Origin of the sequence: Arthrobacter sp. NPDC097144 (assembly GCF_044762205.1) — a bacterium.
GTDB lineage: Bacteria > Actinomycetota > Actinomycetes > Actinomycetales > Micrococcaceae > Arthrobacter_B.
Genome location: NZ_JBIWDW010000004.1, coordinates 226284 through 244787, shown reverse-complemented (window position 1 = coordinate 244787; position 18504 = coordinate 226284). Strand labels below are relative to the sequence as shown.

Sequence of the window (18504 nt, the reverse complement as noted above, 5' to 3'; positions counted from 1 at the left end):
AGGCCCTTCCTGATTCCGGTGCCGACGCCGGCCTACGGCGAGACGTGTCCGGCACTGTCACTGATCATCAGCTCAACGGCTTCCGCCGGGTCGTCCACGATGTGGATCAGGTCCAGATCCTTCGCAGAAATCATCCCCTCGGCCAGCAGGGTGCCCTTGATCCAGTCCATCAGGGGGCTCCAGAAGTCCGTTCCGATGAGCACGATCGGGAAGGAAGTAACCTTCTGCGTCTGGACCAGGGTCATGGCCTCGAAAAGTTCATCCATGGTTCCGAACCCGCCGGGAAGCACAATGAAGCCCTGCGCGTACTTGACGAACATGGTCTTGCGCACAAAGAAGTACCGGAAGTTGATGCCCAGGTCCACCCAGTCGTTCAGGCCGGTTTCGAACGGAAGCTCAATTCCCAGGCCCACCGACAGTCCGTCGGCCTCGACGGCCCCTCTGTTCGCTGCTTCCATGGAGCCGGGGCCGCCTCCGGTGATGACGGCCAGTCCCTCTTCTGCAAGCAGCCGGCCAACTTCTTCGCCCAGCTTGTAATAGGGAGAACCCGGCAGGCTGCGGGAGGAGCCAAATACGCTGACCGCCGGACCCAGCTCCGACAAGCTGCCGAACCCCTCCACGAACTCACTTTGGATGCGCAGCACCCGCCACGGGTCCGTATGCGTGAAATGCGTGTGGTCGGAGGAGTCAAGCAGGTAGCGGTCTGATTGGGGCGCCCGGGCCTGCGCCCGGCGCAGCTCCACTGGACCGCGCTTGCGGGGTGCGCCTGTTCGTCCGCGGGATGTGTTGTCGCTGAATTCCATGATTCAAGGGTAGCCACATGCGTGTCCGGGATCTCACACCCGCCGCGGGTGCGGTTTGGTTGCTCTTGCGTCACGATGCGGGCGAAATGTGGACCAGGACACATCTTGGACACAATCATTGGATATCTTTCTTCTTATGACCCGTGACACAACTGAAGGCGCGACGCCTGATTCTGCTGCTCCTCTTGTCTCGCTTAAGAACGTCAACAAGCACTTCGGCGACCTCCACGTCCTGCGCAACATCAACCTTGAAGTTGCCCGCGGCGAAGTGGTGGTGGTGATTGGCCCCTCCGGTTCCGGAAAGTCGACACTGTGCCGCGCCATCAACCGGCTCGAGACGATTGATGACGGAGAAATCTCCATCGACGGCAAAGTGCTGCCGGCAGAAGGAAAGGCCCTCGCAAAGCTTCGTGCCGACGTCGGCATGGTTTTCCAGTCCTTCAACCTGTTTGCCCATAAGACAATCCTCGACAACGTGTCCCTGGGCCCGGTCAAGGTCAAGGGCATGAAATCCGCCGAAGCCAAGAAGCTGTCGATGGAACTGCTGGAGCGGGTGGGCGTGGCCAACCAGGCCAACAAGCTCCCGGCCCAGCTTTCCGGCGGCCAGCAGCAGCGGGTGGCCATTGCCCGTGCACTGGCCATGCAGCCCAAGGTCATGCTCTTTGACGAACCAACGTCAGCGCTGGATCCGGAAATGATCAATGAAGTGCTGGACACCATGGTGAGCCTGGCCAAGGAAGGCATGACCATGATCGTGGTGACCCACGAAATGGGGTTTGCCCGCAAGGCCGCGGACCGCGTGGTGTTCATGGCCGACGGACAGATCGTTGAAGAGGCCACTCCGGAAGAGTTCTTCACCCGCCCCCAGAGCCGCCGCGCCAAAGATTTCCTGGGCAAGATCCTCGCCCACTAGGGCACCGCACGTCATGGCCGCAGCTCCACAGCTCGGCGGTTTTCCTCGTTCCACCCGCACCAGATCCACCAGATTCACCAGATGGGGGCAACCCCTTGAAGAAGGCCGACCCGTCCGGGAGGCCGCTATGCAAGGAGAAATCATGCGCAAGACCCGTTACGCCGCAGTGGCATTCGCCGCTGCCGCCGCACTGTCCCTGTCCGCCTGCGGAGGCGACTCCGGCAACGAAGCCGGAAGCGGAGAGTCAGGCTCCGGAGACAAGGTCACCATCGGCATCAAGTTCGACCAGCCCGGCGTTGGCTTCATGGAAGGCAACGAGCCGAGCGGCTTCGATATTGATGTTGCCAAGTACGTGGCAAACGAACTGGGCTACTCCGAAGACCAGATCGAATGGAAGGAAACCCCCTCCCTGCAGCGTGAAAATGTGCTGGAGAACGGTGAGGTGGACATGATTTTCGCGAGCTACTCCATCACCGATGCCCGCAAGGAACGCGTCGCCTTTGCCGGACCGTACTTCGTGGCCGGCCAGGACCTGCTGGTCAACGCGGACAACACGGACATCAACGGTCCCGAGGACCTGAACGGCAAGAACCTCTGCTCCGTCAGCGGTTCCACGTCCGCCCAGAAGGTCAAGGACACGCTGGCCTCGGACGTAAACCTGCTGGAACAGGGCGGCTACGCCAACTGTGTGACCGCCATGCAGGGCGGCCAGATTGATGCAGTCACCACCGATGACATCATCCTCGCCGGCCTGGCCTCCACGGACGCCAACGCCGGCAAGTTCAAGGTGGTCGGCAACCCGTTCACCGAGGAGAAGTACGGCGTGGGCATCTCCAAGGACAGCGACCAGTGCGAGGCCATCAACACGGCCATCCGCAAGATGATTGAGGACGGTTCCTGGGAAGAGTCCATCAAGGCCAACACCGAAGGTGCCGACTACACCTACAACGAAGCCCTGAACCCGCCGGAGCCCGAAGCCTGCGCCTAACCGCGATATCCGGCCCGCCCGCCGGCTCTCCGCCAGAGTGCATGTGCAGGGAGGCATCCTTCCTGCACATGCACCGGTTTCCACCATAGAAGAGGTACAACATGGGTGATTTCTTCGCCCTCTTCGAGGACGTTCCCGCCGCGTTCTGGGTCAATATCAAGCTCGCGTTCTGGGCCGGCCTCGCATCGCTCGTGCTCGGAACGCTCCTGGCGGTGATGCGGATTTCCCCGATCGCCAGCCTGCGCTGGTTCGGCACCGCCTACGTCAACATCTTCCGCAACACTCCCCTGACCATCATCATGGTCTTCTCCGTGCTGGGTCTCTGGGGGCAACTCCAAATCAGCCTCAGCTCCGACTTCACGCTGAACTTCTTCCTGCTGGCAGTGGTGGCCCTGAGCGTCTATCACGCCGCCTTCGTGTGCGAGGCGATTCGAAGCGGCGTGAACACCGTTCCCCTGGGCCAGGCGGAAGCAGCCCGGTCCATCGGCCTGTCCTTCCTGCCCGCTGCCCGGCTGATCATCCTGCCGCAGGCGTTCCGCGGGGCAGTGGTGCCGCTGGGCAATGTGCTCATAGCCCTGGTCAAGAACACCACTGTGGCCGCCGCTGCCGGCGTGGTGGAATCGTCCAACCTCATGAAGACACTGATCGAATTCCGGCCCGACGTCATGACCCAGATCTTCCTGGTCTTCGCGCTCGGATTCGTGGTGCTTGTCATCCCCATCGGCCTGCTCACCACCTGGGCTTCGAAGAAACTGGCGGTTGCCCGATGAGTACACAGGCAGTTCTGTTTGACGTCCCGGGACCCAAGGCACGCAGCCGGATCCTCATCTTCAACATCCTCGGCGCGCTCATCGTGCTGGGAATCCTCGCCTTCATCGTGAATGGAATGGCCGCAAAGGACCAGTTCGAGGCGGCCAAATGGACGCCGTTCCTGGAGTGGTCCACCTGGCGCTACACGCTGCTCCCCGGGCTGCTGCAGACGCTGAAAGCCGCCGGCGTCGCCGTGGTCACCTCCATTGCCTTCGGCCTGCTCTTCGGCTTCGGCCGTCTCTCCGGGCTGGCTCCGCTGCGGTGGGTGTGCGACGTCGTCGTCGAATTCCTGCGTGCCGTCCCGGTGCTGCTGATGATGATTTTCCTGTACCAGTTCTTCGCCAAGTCCACCCCAATGGAGGCAGCGAACGCTCCCTTCGCCGCCGTGGTGGTGGCGCTGACCCTCTACAACGGCTCAGTGATTGCCGAGCTGGTCCGCTCGGGCGTCTTCGGGCTGCCCAAGGGACAGCGGGAGGCAGGGCTGGCGATCGGCCTGACCCCCGGGCAGTCCCTGCGCAGCATTGAAATTCCGCAGGCCCTGGTGGCCATGCTGCCTGCCCTGCTGGGCCAGTTTGTGGTTATCCTCAAAGACTCGGCCCTGGGCTACATCATTGGCTACTCCGACCTGCTGGCCAATGCCCAGCGGCTCGGGGCAGGTGAAGGCAATATGCTGCCGGCCCTTCTGGTGGCTGCAGCCATTTTCATCGTGATCAACATCCTGCTGACCTTCACTGCGCAGCGGCTCTCGCGCCTGCTGGGTGCACGTGCCGGCAAGCTCCTGGTCCGTGAGGATGTCATTGACCCGGAAGGCGTGGAAGCTCCGGTGAAATAGCCGGGCGGTTGAAACACCGGACCGAAGAAACGTGAAAGGGGAGGCCCGGCAGATGCCGGGCCTCCCCTTTTTGCGTCCTGCTAGCTCAGCCAGGTCCGCAGCGCGGACAGGCAGGCACGCACCGCACCGGCGGTAACGTGCTCATTGTCGGTGTGCGCCAGCAGGGCATCCCCCGGACCGAAGTTCACGGCTGGGATGCCCAGCGCACTGAACCGTGCGACGTCGGTCCAGCCGTATTTGGGCTTGGGCTCCTCCCCCACCGCGGCCACAAAGCTTGCCGCGGCGGGCCGGTCCAGTCCGGGGCGGGCTCCTGCGGCGGCGTCGGTGCGGACCAGGTCAAAGCCGGACAGCAGGGTCCGCACGTAGGCCTCAGCCTCTTCCAGCGATTTATCCGGAGCAAAGCGGTAGTTGATTTCCACCGTGGCGGAATCAGGAATGACGTTTCCGGCCGTGCCGCCCCAAATCTTCACGGCGTTGAGGGATTCCCGGTAGTCCAGGCCTTCCACAGAGACGGTGGCCGGTTCGTGGTCCCGCAGCCGGGTCAGGATCTCCGCAGCGGCGTGGATGGCGTTCTCGCCCATCCAGGCGCGGGCCGAGTGAGCGGCCCGGCCGGCGGTGGTGGCATGGAAGCGCATGGTTCCGTTGCAGCCGCCCTCCACCGTGCCGTTCGTGGGTTCCAGCAGCACCGCAAAGTCGGCTTCCAGCCACTGCGGGTAACTGTCCTGCAGGCGTCCCAGTCCGGACAGCGACGCCTCAACCTCCTCGTGGTCATAGAACACGTAGGTGACATCCCGGGAGGGGTCGGTCAGCTCCGCGGCCAGCGCCAGCTGCACGGCGACCCCGCCCTTCATATCCGTGGCTCCGCGTCCGTACAGCACTTCGCCGTCCCAGGACGAGGGCACGGTGCCGCGGGAGCCCGGAACCGTGGGCAGCGGTACCGTATCCAGGTGTCCGGCCAGGATCACGCGCTCGGCGCGGCCCAGCGAGGTGCGGGCCATGACGGAGTCGCCGTCGCGCACCACCTCCAGATGGGGCAGGGCACGCAGGGCTTCCTCCACGGCGTCGGCCAGGCGCTTTTCATTGCCTGACACGCTTTCAATGTCCATGAGGTCTGCGGTCAGCAAAGCCACGTCACGGGTCAGGTCCAGGGGTCCGGCGGAAGAATTCAACATGTTTCCACCCTACCGATGTTGGAGTGACGGGCGGGAAGCCGGGCCGGTGCCGCCATCTGACAGCCACCGATCAGTAGAAGACACTGATCGGTAGACTTGCTCCATGACTTCACGCTCTTCCTCCCCGACCGCCCGCATTGCCTCCGGCCTGGGCCTGGCCACCATCACCGAAGACGGCACGGTGCTGGACGTCTGGTACCCGCGGCCCGTGCTTGATGCCCGGGACGCCGCCGATTCCCCTGCCGCCGCTGCCCTCGCGCCTGAGCTGGAAGCGGCCGCAGCTGCCATGACCGACGCCGACCGCGGCACGCACGGCGAGGTGCTGCGCACCGAAATCGACCTCGACGCCGCTCCCGCGGACACCGCCGACGCCTACCTGCGCCTGCATCTGCTCTCCACCCGCCTTGCCGCTCCCAATTCGCTCAATCTGGACGGCATCTTTGGCAAGCTGCCCAACGTTGTGTGGACCAACTTCGGGCCCTGCGCCGTGGATGACTTTGAGGCAGTCCGGCTGCGCCTGCGCAAACGCGGCCCGCTGACAGTGTTCGGCGTGGACAAGTTCCCGCGGATGACCGATTACGTGGTTCCCTCCGGCGTACGCATCGCCGACGCCGGACGGGTGCGCCTGGGTGCGCACCTCGCCGAAGGCACCACTGTGATGCACGAAGGCTTCGTCAACTTCAACGCCGGCACGCTGGGCGTCTCCATGGTGGAGGGCCGCATCTCCGCCGGCGTGGTGGTGGGCAACGGAACCGATGTGGGCGGCGGCGCCTCGATCATGGGCACCCTTTCCGGCGGCGGGCGCGAGAAGATCGCCCTGGGTGAGCGCGTCCTGCTGGGCGCCAATTCAGGCGTGGGCATCAGCATCGGCGACGAGTCCGTGGTGGAAGCCGGCCTCTACATTACCGCCGGCACCCGGGTGTCCGTGCTGGTTCCCGGCGAGGAACCCAAGGTGGTCAAGGCCGTGGAACTCTCGGGCGTCCCCAACCTGCTGTTCCGCCGCAACTCAACAACCGGGGCGGTGGAGGCCCTCGCCCGCAGCGGTGCCAGCGTGGAACTCAACGCTGCCCTGCACGCCAACTAGCAGCGGCTGCCCGTGCCTCCGGATTCCCGCTCACAGCACCGCTTCGGATATCTCCCGGTCATGGTGCTGGTGGTCCTTTTCCTGGTGGGCGTCACCGTGTATGCGGTATCGGTGCTCAGGGAACCGGAGGAGAAGAGGCGGGATCCCGCTGCCTGCACGGCGACGGTGAACGGTGCTTCCTATTCGCTGCCTCCGGCACGCGCCGAAGTTGCCGCGCTGATCTCGGGGATCTCCGTCCGCCGAGGCATGCCGGCGCGGGCCGCTTCCATTGCTGTGGCCACCGCCATCCAGGAGTCCAGCCTCCGGAACCTTGACTACGGGGACGACGCCGGTCCGGACTCCCGCGGGCTGTTCCAGCAGCGTCCGTCCCAAGGCTGGGGCAGCGAAGACCAGGTGATGGATCCGGTCTACGCCGTTAATGCCTTCTATGACGCGCTGGAAAAAGTACCGAACTACGCGGAGCTGCCGCTGACGGTCGCTGCGCAGACCGTCCAGCGCAGTGCATTTCCCGAGGCGTATGCCGATCACGAGGCGGAAGCGAAGGCGTTCGCTTCCGCCCTGACCGGCCAGTCCCCGGCGGCCCTCACCTGCACCCTGGATCCGCCCACGGCTTCCGGCAGTCCGGATGCCGTCCTGGCGGCGATGACCGCGGTGTACGGATCGGTGGATGCCACTGTTGAAGGAGACCGCATCACCGTTGCCGGGACCGACGCCTACGGCTGGTCCCTGGCCCAATGGGCCGTGGCCAACGCCGCTGCCCTCTCCCTGGATTCAGTGGCGTTCGACGAACAGCGCTGGACCCGTGCCGGCGGCACCTGGGCTGCGGCACCCTCCTCGGGAAACGCCGTCGTCGTCACAGTCTTTCGAATGATGGACCAGTCCTAACCCGGATTGATCCGGGGAATCCACTAGTCTGTTGATATGCGAATACTAGTTACCGGAGGCACGGGATACATCGGATCCCATACGACATTGGCGCTGCTGGAAGCGGGCCACGACGTTGTGGTCCTGGACAATCTGGCAAACTCCAGCGAGGAATCCCTGAACCGGGTCCAGGACCTGGCCGGGCGCAGCGCCGTCTTTGTGCGGGCTGACCTGCTGGATGAGGATGCTGTGGACAGCGTCTTTGCCGACCACCGGATCGACGCCGTGATCCACTTTGCTGGGCTGAAGGCCGTGGGCGAATCTGTGGCAAAGCCCCTGTACTACTACCACAACAACGTGGGCGGCACCCTGAACCTGCTGCGCATGATGGACAAGCACGATGTCCGGACCCTGGTCTTCAGCTCCTCCGCCACGGTCTACGGTGCCAGCGAAGAGGTTCCGCTGACCGAAGACATGCCGATGGATGCCGTGAACCCCTACGGCCGCACCAAGGAACAGATCGAAGACATCCTGGCTGATCTGGGTGCCTCGGACGAGCGCTGGAACATTGCCCTGCTGCGCTACTTCAACCCCGCCGGCGCCCATGAGTCCGGCCGGATTGGTGAAGACCCCACGGGCGTACCCAACAACCTGCTGCCCTTCGTGGCGCAGGTTGCGGTGGGCCGCCGGGAAAAGGTGATGGTCTTCGGCAACGATTACGACACCGAGGACGGCACCGGTGTGCGCGACTACATCCATGTGGTGGACCTCGCCGCGGGACACCTCGCCGCTCTGGAATTCATCACCACCAAGCCCGGTGTGCACCGCTGGAACCTGGGCACCGGCAACGGGTCTTCCGTGCTGCAGGTCCTCGCCGCCTTCTCCAAGGCAGCGGACAAGGAAATCCCGTACGAGTTCGCCGACCGGCGTCCCGGTGATGCCGCCGTGAGCTACGCCGATCCCTCCGCCGCCCTGGCGGATCTCGGCTGGTCTGCGGAGCGCAGCCTGGACGCCATGTGCGAGGACCACTGGCGCTGGCAGAAGAACAACCCGCAGGGTTACGCCGCGTCCTGATCCAAGCGCTGACGTGAAAAGGCCCCCGGAATCCAAGCGGATTCCGGGGGCCTTTCCTTATGTCCAGGCTTTGCGGGCCTAGCGAATGGGGTAGTTGCGTTCGGGTGAGCCCGTGTACAGCTGGCGCGGGCGACCAATCTTGGTCTGCGGGTCCAGCATCATTTCGCGCCACTGGGCAATCCAGCCCGGCAGGCGGCCAATGGCGAACAGCACCGTGAACATCTTTTCGGGGAAGCCCATGGCCTTGTAGATCAGGCCGGTGTAGAAGTCCACGTTCGGGTACAGCTTGCGCTCGATGAAGTAATCATCGGCCAAGGCCTTTTCTTCCAGGCGCATGGCGATTTCCAGCAGCTCGTCGTTGCCGCCGAGCTTGGCCAGGATGTCGTGCGCGGTGGCCTTGACGATCTTGGCGCGCGGATCGTAGTTCTTGTAGACGCGGTGCCCGAAGCCCATGAGCTTCACGCCGTCTTCCTTGTTCTTGACCTTCTCCATGAAGGTTTCCGGTGCCATGCCCGTGGACTTGATTTCGCGGAGCATGTTCAGCACGGCCTCGTTGGCGCCGCCGTGCAGCGGGCCCGAGAGGGCGCTGATCCCGGCGGATACGGAGGTGAACATGTTGGCGCCGGCGCTGCCGACCAGGCGGACCGTGGACGTGGAGCAGTTCTGCTCGTGGTCAGCGTGCAGGACCAGGAGCTGGTCCAGGGCCTTGATCAGGTCCGGGTCGATTTCATACGGCTCGGCCGGAAGGCCGAAGCTCAGGCGCATGAAGTTCTCCACGAGGTTCATGGAGTTGTCCGGGTAGAGCATGGGCTGGCCCATGCTCTTCTTGTGCGCGTAGGCAGCGATGACGGGCAGCTTGGCCATCAGGCGGATGGTGGAGAGCTCCACCTGCTCTTCATCGAAGGGGTCCAGGGAATCCTGGTAGAAGGTGGAGAGGGCGCTCACCGCCGAGGACAGCACCGGCATCGGGTGGGCATCCCGGGGGAAGCCGCCAAAGAAGCTCTTGAGGTCTTCGTGCAGCATGGTGTGCCGGCGGATCCGCTGGTCAAAATCTTCCAGTTCGGAAGCGGTGGGGAGATTCCCGTAGATCAGCAGGTAGGAAGTTTCCAGGAAGCTGGAGTTCTTTGCCAGCTGTTCAATGGGGTATCCGCGGTAGCGCAGGATGCCGGCGTCGCCGTCAATATACGTAATGGCGGACTTTGTGGAGGCGGTGTTCATGAAGCCGGGGTCATACGTGACGGTTCCGGTCTGCTTCAGCAGCTTGGAGACATCAAAGCCCTCGTTGCCTTCCACAGCGCGAACCCGGGGAAGTTCCAGGCGGTCTTCGGTGTTTTCCCCGTAGTGCAGCTGTGCACTGGGACGCTCAGTCATTAAGTCTCCTTCAGGAGTTTGAAGAAACCAGAGCTACGGGCGCCGCATGGATGGGAGCGCCCATAGTGTCAATTCCGCTAAATCTATTTAGGCAAAACGCTACCCTTTAGGCGGGCCCTACGACTAATCGAGGGCCGCGTTGTTGTGTAGCCGAAACATACAGGTCTTGGCCAGGGCAGGTTATAAGCCGGCAGCGTTGAGCCGGTCAGCGGCGGCGGCCACCCGCTCGTCGGAACCCGTCAGGGCTATCCGGACAAAGCCGGCCCCGGCCTCACCGTAGATGACGCCCGGTCCGGAGACGATGCCCAGCCGGGCCAGCCGCTCCACCGTGGTCCACGTGTCCTCCCCCGCTGTGGCCCAGAGATACAGGCCGGCTTCGGAGTGGTGGATCTGCAGCCCGAATGCTTCCAGCGCGGGCACCAGCAGCTCGCGGCGTGCACGGTACCGGTCCTTCTGCTCGGCCACGTGCGCGTCATCCGCCAGCGCGGCCTGCATGGCAGCCTGTACGGGTGCGGGGACAATCATGCCGGCATGCTTGCGGCTGTTGACCAGGTTAGCGATGATCGCGCTGTCCCCGGCCACAAAGGCTGCCCGGTAGCCGGCGATATTGGACTGCTTGCTGAGGGAGTAGACGGAGAGCAGCAGTTCATTGCTGCCGCCGCTTACTGCGGGGTCCAGGATGCTCGGCACCGGGGCCCCTCCGCGGGACGGATCCCACTGTCCCCAGCCGAGTTCGGCATAACATTCATCGGAGGCAACCACCGCGCCGGCGGCCCGGGCGGAATCCACCAGGGTGCGCAGCGAGGACGCGGACCGCACGATCCCCGTGGGGTTGCCGGGCGAGTTGACCCAGACCAGCCGCACCCGGGCGCGGACGTCGTCGTCGAGCTCATCCAAGTTGTCGGCGGCCACAGGGGTGGCACCGGCCAGGACCGCGCCCATGTCATAGGTGGGGTAGGCAACCGTGGGACGGACGACGACGTCGCCCTCCCCCAGTCCCAGCAGCAGCGGCAGCCAGGCCACCAGTTCCTTGGAACCGACGGTGGGCATAATGTCCTGCGGATCCAGTCCGGGCACATTGCGCCGTCGTGCGTACCACTGGGCAATTGCTTCGCGAAGCGACTGCGTTCCGTGCGTGGTGGGATATCCGGGAGCATCAGCGGCAGCGGTCAGGGCCTCACGGATTACCGACGGAGTTGGATCCACGGGTGTTCCGATGGACAGGTTGACCGCACCGTCCGGGTGTTCTGATGCCAGCTCGACGTAGGGCGCCATGGCTTCCCACGGGTACTCCGGCAAATCCAGCCCGAAGGCGCGGGACGGTATGGTGCTCATGCCTCTTGGTTCTGCGGCGGCAGCACGGCAATGATCGGGTGATCCTTGTGCGTGTTGCCGATCTTGGCGGCTCCGCCGGGAGAACCAAGGTCATCGAAGAACTCGACGTTGGCCTTGTAGTAGTCGGCCCATTCTTCGGGCGTGTCATCCTCGTAGTAAATCGCTTCCACGGGGCAGACGGGCTCACAGGCACCGCAGTCGACGCATTCGTCCGGGTGGATGTAGAGGGAGCGTTCACCTTCGTAGATGCAGTCCACCGGGCATTCCTCAATGCATGCCTTGTCTTTCACATCTACGCATGGCTGCGCAATTACGTACGTCACGTCCCTTGCCTTCCTGATCTGCGGATCGTCCCGACGGGAAATCCGCGAAGTGTTGGTTCCACGTTAGTAGCCCAGACCATTATCTCCCAGCCGGGCAGTGCCCGCGTACCATGTAACGGTGAACGTTCCGAGCCCCGCCGCCCTCCTCCAAGCCCTGCCCGACGGCGCACGGGTGGTGGTGCGGTACCGCATCGAAGGCGGCTTCACCGATGTGCTCGGCTATCTGGTTTCAGCGGACGCAGCGGCCGTGACGGTGGCTGGACGCCGCGGCAATGTGACCGTGCCCTATGCCCTGGTAACCGCCGCCAAGCAGGTGCCTCCGCCCCCGGAACGGCGTGCTCCGCGGCGCTGAGCGCCGCTTTCACCGGAGCACCCTGGACTCGCGCGGGCCGCCGCTTTCAGGGCCGCACCACCGAGGCCAGGGCCGCACCAACGTTAAAAAGAACGACGGACGCTGCGGTTTCCCGCGGCGTCCGTCGTTCTTTTTAAGACTGAGCGCTGTGAACTTGTTGCTAGCCCGGATACGGGGGCTGAACGGCAATCTGCCCTGCCGCCGCATTCTCAGCGGCAGCGCGGCGGTCACTGGCCAGGACCCGCGAGGTGATCACCAGGGCGACGATGGTGGCCGCAGCCTGCCCGAAGAGCCAGATACGCCCGGCCAGGACTATGCCGGGCTGTTCAGCGAGGGAAGTGCCGGTGATGATCAGCGGACTGTCCCACAGGTCCAGCGTAAAGAGTCCCAGCACCAGGTAGGCCAGCAGCCCTGCCGCGGCGCTCCACACCGCTTTGCCTGCCCAGAGGCCGGCAAACACGGTGGCAGCGCAGCTGAGAATCAGTGCGGCAATCGCACCCAGCGGCAGGCCCGTATCCCCGAGGTAGAGGATTTGGGCGTGCAGTCCCGTTCCCAGCACAGAGGCCAGCAGGCCGCCGAGCACCGCAGCCACCGGGCCCCGCCAGAGCGGGACCCGGTGCAGCGGCGCTGATGCCGTGGTAATGGGATTAGCTCTTGGCGCGGGCGCGGGTAACCTTGGCACGCTCGGAAGCACCGAGGACGAGCTTGCGGATACGGATGGCCTCCGGGGTAACTTCCACGCACTCGTCTTCGCGGGCGAATTCGAGGGACTCTTCCAGAGTCAGCTTGCGCGGCGGGGTCAGGTTCTCGAAGGTATCCGAGGAAGCGGCACGCATGTTGGTGAGCTGCTTTTCCTTGGTGATGTTCACGTCCATGTCATCGGCGCGGGAGTTCTCGCCAACGATCATGCCCTCGTAAACCTCGGAGGTGGGCTCCACGAAGAAGGAGCCGCGTTCCTGCAGCTTGATCATCGCGAACGGGGTGACGACGCCGGAGCGGTCAGCGATGAGCGAGCCGTTGGTGCGGTACTCGATCGGGCCGGCCCAGGGCTCGTAGCCCTCGGCGATGGATGCGGAGATGCCTGCACCGTGGGTTTCCGTCAGGAACTTGGTGCGGAAGCCGATCAGGCCACGGGCGGGAACGATGAATTCCATGCGGACCCAGCCGGTGCCGTGGTTGGCCATGTTGACCATGCGGCCCTTGCGGACAGCCATCAGCTGCGTGACGGCGCCGAGGTATTCCTCGGGTACGTCAATGGTCATGTGCTCCATCGGCTCATTGATCTTGCCGTCAATGACCTTCGTAACAACCTGCGGCTTGCCGACAGTCAGCTCGAAGCCTTCGCGGCGCATCTGCTCCACGAGGATGGCCAGGGCGAGCTCGCCGCGGCCCTGGACTTCCCAGGCATCCGGACGCTCGGTCGGAAGGACCTTCAGCGATACGTTACCGATCAGTTCCTTGTCGAGGCGGTCCTTGACCTGGCGGGCCGTGACCTTGGCACCCTTGACCCGGCCGGCCAGCGGCGAGGTGTTGATACCGATGGTCATGGAGATCGCGGGATCGTCCACGGTGATCAGCGGCAGGGGCTTGGGGTTGTCAACGTCGGTCAAGGTTTCACCAATGGTGATGTCCTCGATACCGGCAACAGCAACAATTTCACCCGGACCGGCGGATTCGGTCGGTACGCGGTCCAGGGCCTTGGTGGCCAGGAGCTCGGTGATCTTCACGGTCTTCATGGTGCCGTCGGCGCGGGCCCAGGCAACGGTCTGGCCCTTGCGGAGGGTGCCGTTGAAGATGCGCAGCAGTGCCAGGCGGCCCAGGAACGGGGATGCGTCCAGGTTGGTGACGTGAGCCTGGAGGACACCCTCGGGGTCGTAGGTGGGAGCCGGGATGTGATCAATGATGGTCTGGAACAGCGGTTCCAGGTTGTCATTGGCGGGAGCTTCGCCGTCGGCCGGCTGCTCCAGGGAGGCAGCTCCAACGCGGGCTGCGGCGTAGACAACCGGGACGTTCAGGACGAGGTCCAGGTCCAGGTCCGGAACTTCGTCCGCGAGGTCGGAGGCCAGGCCCAGCAGCAGGTCCATGGCTTCGCTGACAACCTCATCGATGCGGGAGTCAGGACGGTCGGTCTTATTGACCAGCAGGATAACGGGCAGCTTGGCGGCCAGGGCCTTGCGCAGGACGAAGCGGGTCTGGGGCAGCGGGCCCTCTGATGCATCGACCAGGAGGACAACGCCGTCAACCATGGACAGGCCGCGCTCGACCTCGCCGCCGAAGTCGGCGTGGCCGGGGGTGTCGATGACGTTGATGGTGATGGTTTCACCCTTGGCAGCCGGTCCGTTGTAGAACACCGTGGTGTTCTTGGCCAGGATCGTGATGCCCTTTTCGCGCTCCAGGTCACCGGAGTCCATCACGCGTTCTTCCACGTCACCATGGGATGCAAACGAGTTCGTCTGCTTCAGCATGGCGTCGACGAGCGTCGTCTTACCGTGGTCAACGTGGGCCACAATCGCAACGTTGCGGAGATCGCTTCGTACTGCGGTGTTTACAGCCGTGTTGGTTTCTGACATGCGTGAGGACTCAATTCATAGGAGATAAGTTCGAAGGTGGTGCACAGTAGCCCGGTCATGTGTCCGGGTTGATCCGGCCGTTCTGTACGAATCCCGCTCTGCACGTATGCTCCGTAAGAATGTACCGAAGGCGCCGCCGTCAGCGGGCACGCTACTATTCTAATCCGAAGACCATAAGTTCCCTAATGGGCGTGTTTTACACCCCAGGGCAGGTTTGCAGATGCAGGAAAGGCAGGCGGCCCGACGGGCTGCCTGCCTTCCCTGTATGTCGCGGTGTACTACCCGTTAGGCAACGGCCGGCGGGAGCATCAGGCCCGCACCGGGAATCGCTGCCAGCAGGGCCCGGGTGTACTCCTGCTGCGGGTTGTCGAACACATCGTCGGTGGAACCGGTCTCGACAATCCGGCCCTTCTGCATGACGCAGACCTGATCGGCGATCTGGCGCACAACGGCGAGGTCGTGGGTGATGAACAGGTAGCTCAGGCCCAGTTCCGACTGCAGGTCGGCCAGGAGGTTCAGGATCTGCGCCTGGACCAGGACGTCCAGGGCGGACACCGCCTCATCGCAGATCACCACTTCAGGATCCAGCGCCAGCGCGCGGGCAATTGCCACGCGCTGCCGCTGCCCGCCGGAGAGTTCATTGGGATAGCGCTGCATCATCGACGCCGGCAGGGAGACCTGGTCCAGCAGTGCGCGGACCTTCTTTTCCCGGCTCTTGGAGTTTCCGATGCCGTGCACCCGCAGGGGCTCTTCAATGGTCCGGTAGATGTTGTACATCGGGTCCAGGGAACCGTAGGGGTCCTGGAAGATCGGCTGTACGCGCCGCCGGAAGTCGAACATCTTCTTGCGGTTCAGCGTGGTGATGTCCACGCCGTCAAACAGGATGTCTCCTCCGGTGGCCTTTTCCAGGCCGAGCACCATGCGCGCCACGGTGGACTTGCCGGAACCCGACTCCCCCACCACAGCGGTGGTGGTACCGCGCGGAATCGAGAAGGACACATCATCAACAGCCGTGAAGTCCGTGGACTTGCCCAGGGCACCGCGCAGCTTGAACACCTTCGAGAGGTGCTTCACTTCGATGATGCTCTCGTTCCTGACCGCTTCAGGGCTGGAAGCCAGGACCTCCGAACCCTCCATGCCCAGGGACTTGGCTGTCTGGATCCGCCGGGAAGCGAGGGACGGTGCTGATTCCACGAGCTTGCGGGTGTACGGGTGCTGCGGGTTGGTTAGCAGCTCCAGTGCGGGACCGGCTTCGACCACCTGCCCCTTGTACATCACCACAACCTTGTGCGCGCGCTCGGCGGCAAGGCCGAGGTCGTGCGTGATGAGCAGGACAGCAGTGCCCAGCTCATCCGTCATCCGGTCCAGGTGGTCCAGGATCTGGCGCTGCACCGTGACGTCCAGGGCCGACGTCGGCTCATCGGCGATGAGCAGGCGCGGTCGGCAGGAGAGTCCAATGGCAATCAGCGCGCGCTGGCGCATGCCGCCGGAGAACTCGTGCGGGTACTGGTTGGCCCGGTCCGCAGCGTCCGGCAGGCCGGCCTCGCTGAGGACCTGGGCAATGTCTTTGGCATCGTGCGGCAGGCCGTTGGCCCGCAGCGTTTCCTTAACCTGGAAACCGATCTTCCAGACCGGGTTCAGGTTGGACATCGGATCCTGGGGGACCATGCCAATCGAGTTTCCGCGCAGTTCGATGATGCGCTTTTCACTCGCGTGGGTGATGTCCTCCCCGTCGAAAATGATGCTTCCGCCGGACACCGAACCGTTGGAGGGCAGCAGGCCGATGGCGGCAAGCGCCGTCGTCGACTTGCCGGATCCGGACTCCCCTACGATCGCGACCGTTTCACCGGGCATGATCGTCAGATGCGCGTTGCGAACGGCCGGAACATCGCCGTTGTTCGTCTTGAAGGTAATCGCGAGGTCCCGCAGTTCGAGCAGCGGTTGGGGCTGCCCTCCCAGGGCCTGCGCCTGGTTCATGCTTTGCGTAGACATGTTTAGATCCTTAGTCATCGCTTACGCGACTTGGGGTCGAGCGCATCCCGCAGGGCATCGCCGAGCATGATGAAGGACAGCACGGTCAGGGACAGTGCCAGGCCGGGCCAGAACATGGCCCACGGGTTGCTGCGCAGGGAGGACTTCGCGGAGAAGATGTCGTTGCCCCAGGACATGACGTCCGGCGGCAGGCCAATGCCCAGGAAGGACAGCGTCGATTCGGCCACGATGAAGGTTCCGAGTGAAATGGTCGCGATGACGATCACCGGGGCCAGCGCGTTCGGGATAACGTGCTTGATCAGCGCCGACATCCGGGAAACACCCAGCGACTGGGCCGCCGTGACGAAGTCCGCGTTGCGGATCTCGAGGACGGCGCCGCGGGTAATACGGGCCACCTGCGGCCATCCGAAGGTTACGAGGATCAGGACGATGGTCCAGACATTGCGGTTTTCACGGAAGAACGGGAGCTGGACGACGACGATTGCGCCCAGGATCATCGGCAGTGCGAAGAAGATGTCTCCCACGCGGGCCAGGATGGCATCCACCCAGCCGCCGAAGAATCCGGCAAGGGCACCAATGATGCCGCCAAGAACCACGACGCCGAGAGTGGCGAAGAGGCCAACGGTCAGGGACGAACGTGTTCCGTAAACCACCCGCGCCAGGACGTCGCAGCCCTGCTGGGTGAACCCGAGCAGGTGGCCCGGAGCCGATCCGCCGTCAGAGTTGATCAGCAGGCAGTTGTCATTCGGCTGTTCGTTGGTGAAGATGCCGGGGAAGATAGCAACCACAAGCACGGCCAGCAGCAGCAGGGCGCTGATGATGAACAGCGGCTGCTTGCGCAGGCTGCGCCACGCTTCACTCCAGAGGCTGCGGGGAGCTCCGTCGGCGGTGGAACTGTCAACCGCCGCGACCGGAGTTTCCTCCACGTCGGCCACGAAGTGTTCAATCGGGTATTGCGAGACCTTGCCGCGGTTTGCGGGGGTCAGTGCTTGGTTATTCTCAGGCATATCGAATCCTCGGGTCCAGCCACGCGTACAGCAGATCTACCAAAAGGTTGGCGAGGCAAAAAATCAGGATCAGCACGGTGACGATCGAAACGACCACCGGAGCCTCTCCGTTAAGCACGGCGCGGTACAGGGTGTTGCCGACGCCGTTGACGTTGAAAATTCCTTCGGTCACGATCGCGCCGCCCATGAGGGCACCAAGGTCCGCACCCAGGAAGGTGGCTACGGGAATCATGGAGTTGCGCATGATGTGTACGACGACGACGCGGCGGCGGCTCAGGCCCTTGGCCGTAGCCGTGCGCACGTAATCCGCGTTGGCGTTTTCGATCACGCTGGTGCGGGTCAGGCGCAGTACATAGGCAAAGGAAACCAGCCCCAACACGATCGCGGGCAGCAGCAGTTCAGTGAACGTGGCGTCGCCGCTGACAGTCGGATTGGTCCAGGCGAGCTTAACGCCGAAGACAAACTGCATGAGGAAGCCGAGCACGAAGATCGGAACGGCGATAACGACCAGGGAGAGGACCAGGACGGAGGAGTCGAAGATCTTGCCCTTGCGCAGTCCGGCCAGCAGGCCGAAGACAATGCCGAAGACAGCTTCGAAAACCAGCGCCATGATGGCCAGCTTCGCGGTGGTCGGGAAGACCTCGGCGATGATCGTGGAGATTTCACGGCCGGCAAAGTTGGTGCCGAGGTCGAAGGTCAGGACGCCTTTAAGGTATGTGAGGTACTGGATCCAGAAAGGCTGGTCAAGGTTGTACTGGGCGCGGAGCGCGGCCTCGACGGCGGGCGTGCAGCCCTTTTCGCCGCAGATGGCTGCCGTGGGATCGCCCGGCAGGCTAAAGACCAGGAAATACAAAAGCAGCGTGGCACCCAGGAATACGGGGATCAGCTGCAGGAAGCGCCTCAGGACATAGCCGGCCATCAGACGTCAGCCTCTGGCACGTGACGCGCATGCTGCGGGGGGTTGGTGAAACTCATTCGAAAGAGCACCTTTACATTGGAGCGGCCCAAGGGCCC

General features: G+C 63.8%; 18 protein-coding genes. 8 read left to right on the top strand and 10 right to left on the bottom strand.

Features of this window, described 5'->3' with window-relative positions; all coding sequences use genetic code 11:
• Positions 1–32: 32 nt before the first annotated feature.
• A complete protein-coding gene (locus ACIQXM_RS11080) occupies positions 33–803 on the bottom strand; it encodes a TIGR00730 family Rossman fold protein (RefSeq protein ID WP_400931370.1) in 771 nt (256 codons plus the stop codon).
• A 136-nt stretch (positions 804–939) separates the two neighbouring features.
• On the opposite strand from ACIQXM_RS11080, the gene ACIQXM_RS11075 reads away from it, so the two are divergent.
• From ACIQXM_RS11075 to ACIQXM_RS11060, 4 genes are all read left to right on the top strand, one after another.
• Positions 940–1716, top strand: a complete 777-nt coding sequence (locus ACIQXM_RS11075; protein ID WP_400931368.1) for an amino acid ABC transporter ATP-binding protein — start codon at positions 940–942, stop codon at positions 1714–1716.
• Positions 1717–1858: 142 nt separating this feature from the next.
• Positions 1859–2704 carry a glutamate ABC transporter substrate-binding protein gene (locus tag ACIQXM_RS11070; RefSeq protein ID WP_400931366.1) on the top strand — a complete coding sequence of 282 codons (846 nt, stop codon included), beginning with the start codon at positions 1859–1861 and terminating at the stop codon, positions 2702–2704.
• 101 nt (positions 2705–2805) lie between these two features.
• A complete protein-coding gene (locus ACIQXM_RS11065; protein ID WP_400931364.1) occupies positions 2806–3474 on the top strand; it encodes an amino acid ABC transporter permease in 669 nt (222 codons plus the stop codon).
• Positions 3471–4346, top strand: a complete 876-nt coding sequence (locus ACIQXM_RS11060; protein ID WP_400931362.1) for an amino acid ABC transporter permease — start codon at positions 3471–3473, stop codon at positions 4344–4346. Before ACIQXM_RS11065 ends, ACIQXM_RS11060 begins: the two co-directional genes overlap by 4 nt.
• An 80-nt stretch (positions 4347–4426) precedes the next feature.
• On the opposite strand, the gene dapE is transcribed toward ACIQXM_RS11060, so the two are convergent.
• Positions 4427–5518: a succinyl-diaminopimelate desuccinylase gene (dapE, locus tag ACIQXM_RS11055; RefSeq protein ID WP_400931360.1), complete on the bottom strand. Its 1092-nt coding sequence runs from the start codon at positions 5516–5518 to the stop codon at positions 4427–4429.
• A gap of 103 nt (positions 5519–5621) precedes the next feature.
• Between dapE and dapD the strand changes: the two genes are divergently transcribed.
• The 3 genes from dapD to galE are packed head-to-tail and all read left to right on the top strand — an operon-like array spanning position 5622 to position 8540.
• Positions 5622–6602 (top strand): 2,3,4,5-tetrahydropyridine-2,6-dicarboxylate N-succinyltransferase, encoded by a 981-nt coding sequence (gene dapD, locus ACIQXM_RS11050; protein WP_400931358.1) that lies wholly within the window; start codon positions 5622–5624, stop codon positions 6600–6602.
• Between the two features lie 12 nt (positions 6603–6614).
• Positions 6615–7487 carry a hypothetical protein gene (locus ACIQXM_RS11045; RefSeq protein WP_400931356.1) on the top strand — a complete coding sequence of 291 codons (873 nt, stop codon included), beginning with the start codon at positions 6615–6617 and terminating at the stop codon, positions 7485–7487.
• Positions 7488–7523: 36 nt separating this feature from the next.
• Positions 7524–8540, top strand: a complete 1017-nt coding sequence (galE, locus tag ACIQXM_RS11040; RefSeq protein WP_400931354.1) for a UDP-glucose 4-epimerase GalE — start codon at positions 7524–7526, stop codon at positions 8538–8540.
• Positions 8541–8618: 78 nt separating this feature from the next.
• Here the strand turns inward: galE and ACIQXM_RS11035 are convergent, their stop codons facing one another.
• The 3 genes from ACIQXM_RS11035 to fdxA form a co-directional block, all read right to left on the bottom strand.
• Positions 8619–9911, bottom strand: a complete 1293-nt coding sequence (locus ACIQXM_RS11035) for a citrate synthase (protein WP_400931352.1) — start codon at positions 9909–9911, stop codon at positions 8619–8621.
• A 180-nt stretch (positions 9912–10091) separates the two neighbouring features.
• Positions 10092–11246: a succinyldiaminopimelate transaminase gene (gene dapC / locus ACIQXM_RS11030; protein WP_400931350.1), complete on the bottom strand. Its 1155-nt coding sequence runs from the start codon at positions 11244–11246 to the stop codon at positions 10092–10094.
• On the bottom strand, positions 11243–11569 hold the full coding sequence (gene fdxA, locus ACIQXM_RS11025; RefSeq protein ID WP_104052634.1) for a ferredoxin: 327 nt from the start codon (positions 11567–11569) through the stop codon (positions 11243–11245). Before fdxA ends, dapC begins: the two co-directional genes overlap by 4 nt.
• A gap of 118 nt (positions 11570–11687) precedes the next feature.
• On the opposite strand from fdxA, the gene ACIQXM_RS11020 reads away from it, so the two are divergent.
• On the top strand, positions 11688–11921 hold the full coding sequence (locus ACIQXM_RS11020) for a hypothetical protein (RefSeq protein ID WP_400931347.1): 234 nt from the start codon (positions 11688–11690) through the stop codon (positions 11919–11921).
• A gap of 160 nt (positions 11922–12081) precedes the next feature.
• Here ACIQXM_RS11020 and ACIQXM_RS11015 read toward each other — a convergent pair whose 3' ends face one another.
• The 5 genes from ACIQXM_RS11015 to ACIQXM_RS10995 form a co-directional block, all read right to left on the bottom strand.
• Positions 12082–12513 carry a hypothetical protein gene (locus ACIQXM_RS11015; protein WP_400931345.1) on the bottom strand — a complete coding sequence of 144 codons (432 nt, stop codon included), beginning with the start codon at positions 12511–12513 and terminating at the stop codon, positions 12082–12084.
• 55 nt (positions 12514–12568) lie between these two features.
• Complete coding sequence (typA, locus tag ACIQXM_RS11010) at positions 12569–14491, bottom strand: translational GTPase TypA (protein WP_400931343.1); 1923 nt, start codon at positions 14489–14491, stop codon at positions 12569–12571.
• A gap of 285 nt (positions 14492–14776) precedes the next feature.
• Positions 14777–16483 carry an ABC transporter ATP-binding protein gene (locus ACIQXM_RS11005; protein WP_400931341.1) on the bottom strand — a complete coding sequence of 569 codons (1707 nt, stop codon included), beginning with the start codon at positions 16481–16483 and terminating at the stop codon, positions 14777–14779.
• Between the two features lie 14 nt (positions 16484–16497).
• Entirely contained in the window at positions 16498–17490 is a 993-nt protein-coding gene (locus ACIQXM_RS11000; protein WP_400931339.1) for an ABC transporter permease, read from the bottom strand.
• On the bottom strand, positions 17483–18409 hold the full coding sequence (locus tag ACIQXM_RS10995; RefSeq protein WP_400931337.1) for an ABC transporter permease: 927 nt from the start codon (positions 18407–18409) through the stop codon (positions 17483–17485). The genes ACIQXM_RS11000 and ACIQXM_RS10995 overlap by 8 nt, the downstream gene beginning before the upstream one ends.
• Positions 18410–18504: the final 95 nt, after the last annotated feature.

Coding starts and splice junctions, on each gene's coding strand:
- ACIQXM_RS11080 (WP_400931370.1), bottom strand. CDS start 803: ATGGAATTCAGCGACAACACATCCCGCGGACGAACAGGCGCACCCCGC.
- ACIQXM_RS11075 (WP_400931368.1), top strand. CDS start 940: ATGACCCGTGACACAACTGAAGGCGCGACGCCTGATTCTGCTGCTCCT.
- ACIQXM_RS11070 (WP_400931366.1), top strand. CDS start 1,859: ATGCGCAAGACCCGTTACGCCGCAGTGGCATTCGCCGCTGCCGCCGCA.
- ACIQXM_RS11065 (WP_400931364.1), top strand. CDS start 2,806: ATGGGTGATTTCTTCGCCCTCTTCGAGGACGTTCCCGCCGCGTTCTGG.
- ACIQXM_RS11060 (WP_400931362.1), top strand. CDS start 3,471: ATGAGTACACAGGCAGTTCTGTTTGACGTCCCGGGACCCAAGGCACGC.
- dapE (WP_400931360.1), bottom strand. CDS start 5,518: ATGTTGAATTCTTCCGCCGGACCCCTGGACCTGACCCGTGACGTGGCT.
- dapD (WP_400931358.1), top strand. CDS start 5,622: ATGACTTCACGCTCTTCCTCCCCGACCGCCCGCATTGCCTCCGGCCTG.
- galE (WP_400931354.1), top strand. CDS start 7,524: ATGCGAATACTAGTTACCGGAGGCACGGGATACATCGGATCCCATACG.
- ACIQXM_RS11035 (WP_400931352.1), bottom strand. CDS start 9,911: ATGACTGAGCGTCCCAGTGCACAGCTGCACTACGGGGAAAACACCGAA.
- dapC (WP_400931350.1), bottom strand. CDS start 11,246: ATGAGCACCATACCGTCCCGCGCCTTCGGGCTGGATTTGCCGGAGTAC.
- typA (WP_400931343.1), bottom strand. CDS start 14,491: ATGTCAGAAACCAACACGGCTGTAAACACCGCAGTACGAAGCGATCTC.
- ACIQXM_RS11005 (WP_400931341.1), bottom strand. CDS start 16,483: ATGTCTACGCAAAGCATGAACCAGGCGCAGGCCCTGGGAGGGCAGCCC.
- ACIQXM_RS11000 (WP_400931339.1), bottom strand. CDS start 17,490: ATGCCTGAGAATAACCAAGCACTGACCCCCGCAAACCGCGGCAAGGTC.
- ACIQXM_RS10995 (WP_400931337.1), bottom strand. CDS start 18,409: ATGGCCGGCTATGTCCTGAGGCGCTTCCTGCAGCTGATCCCCGTATTC.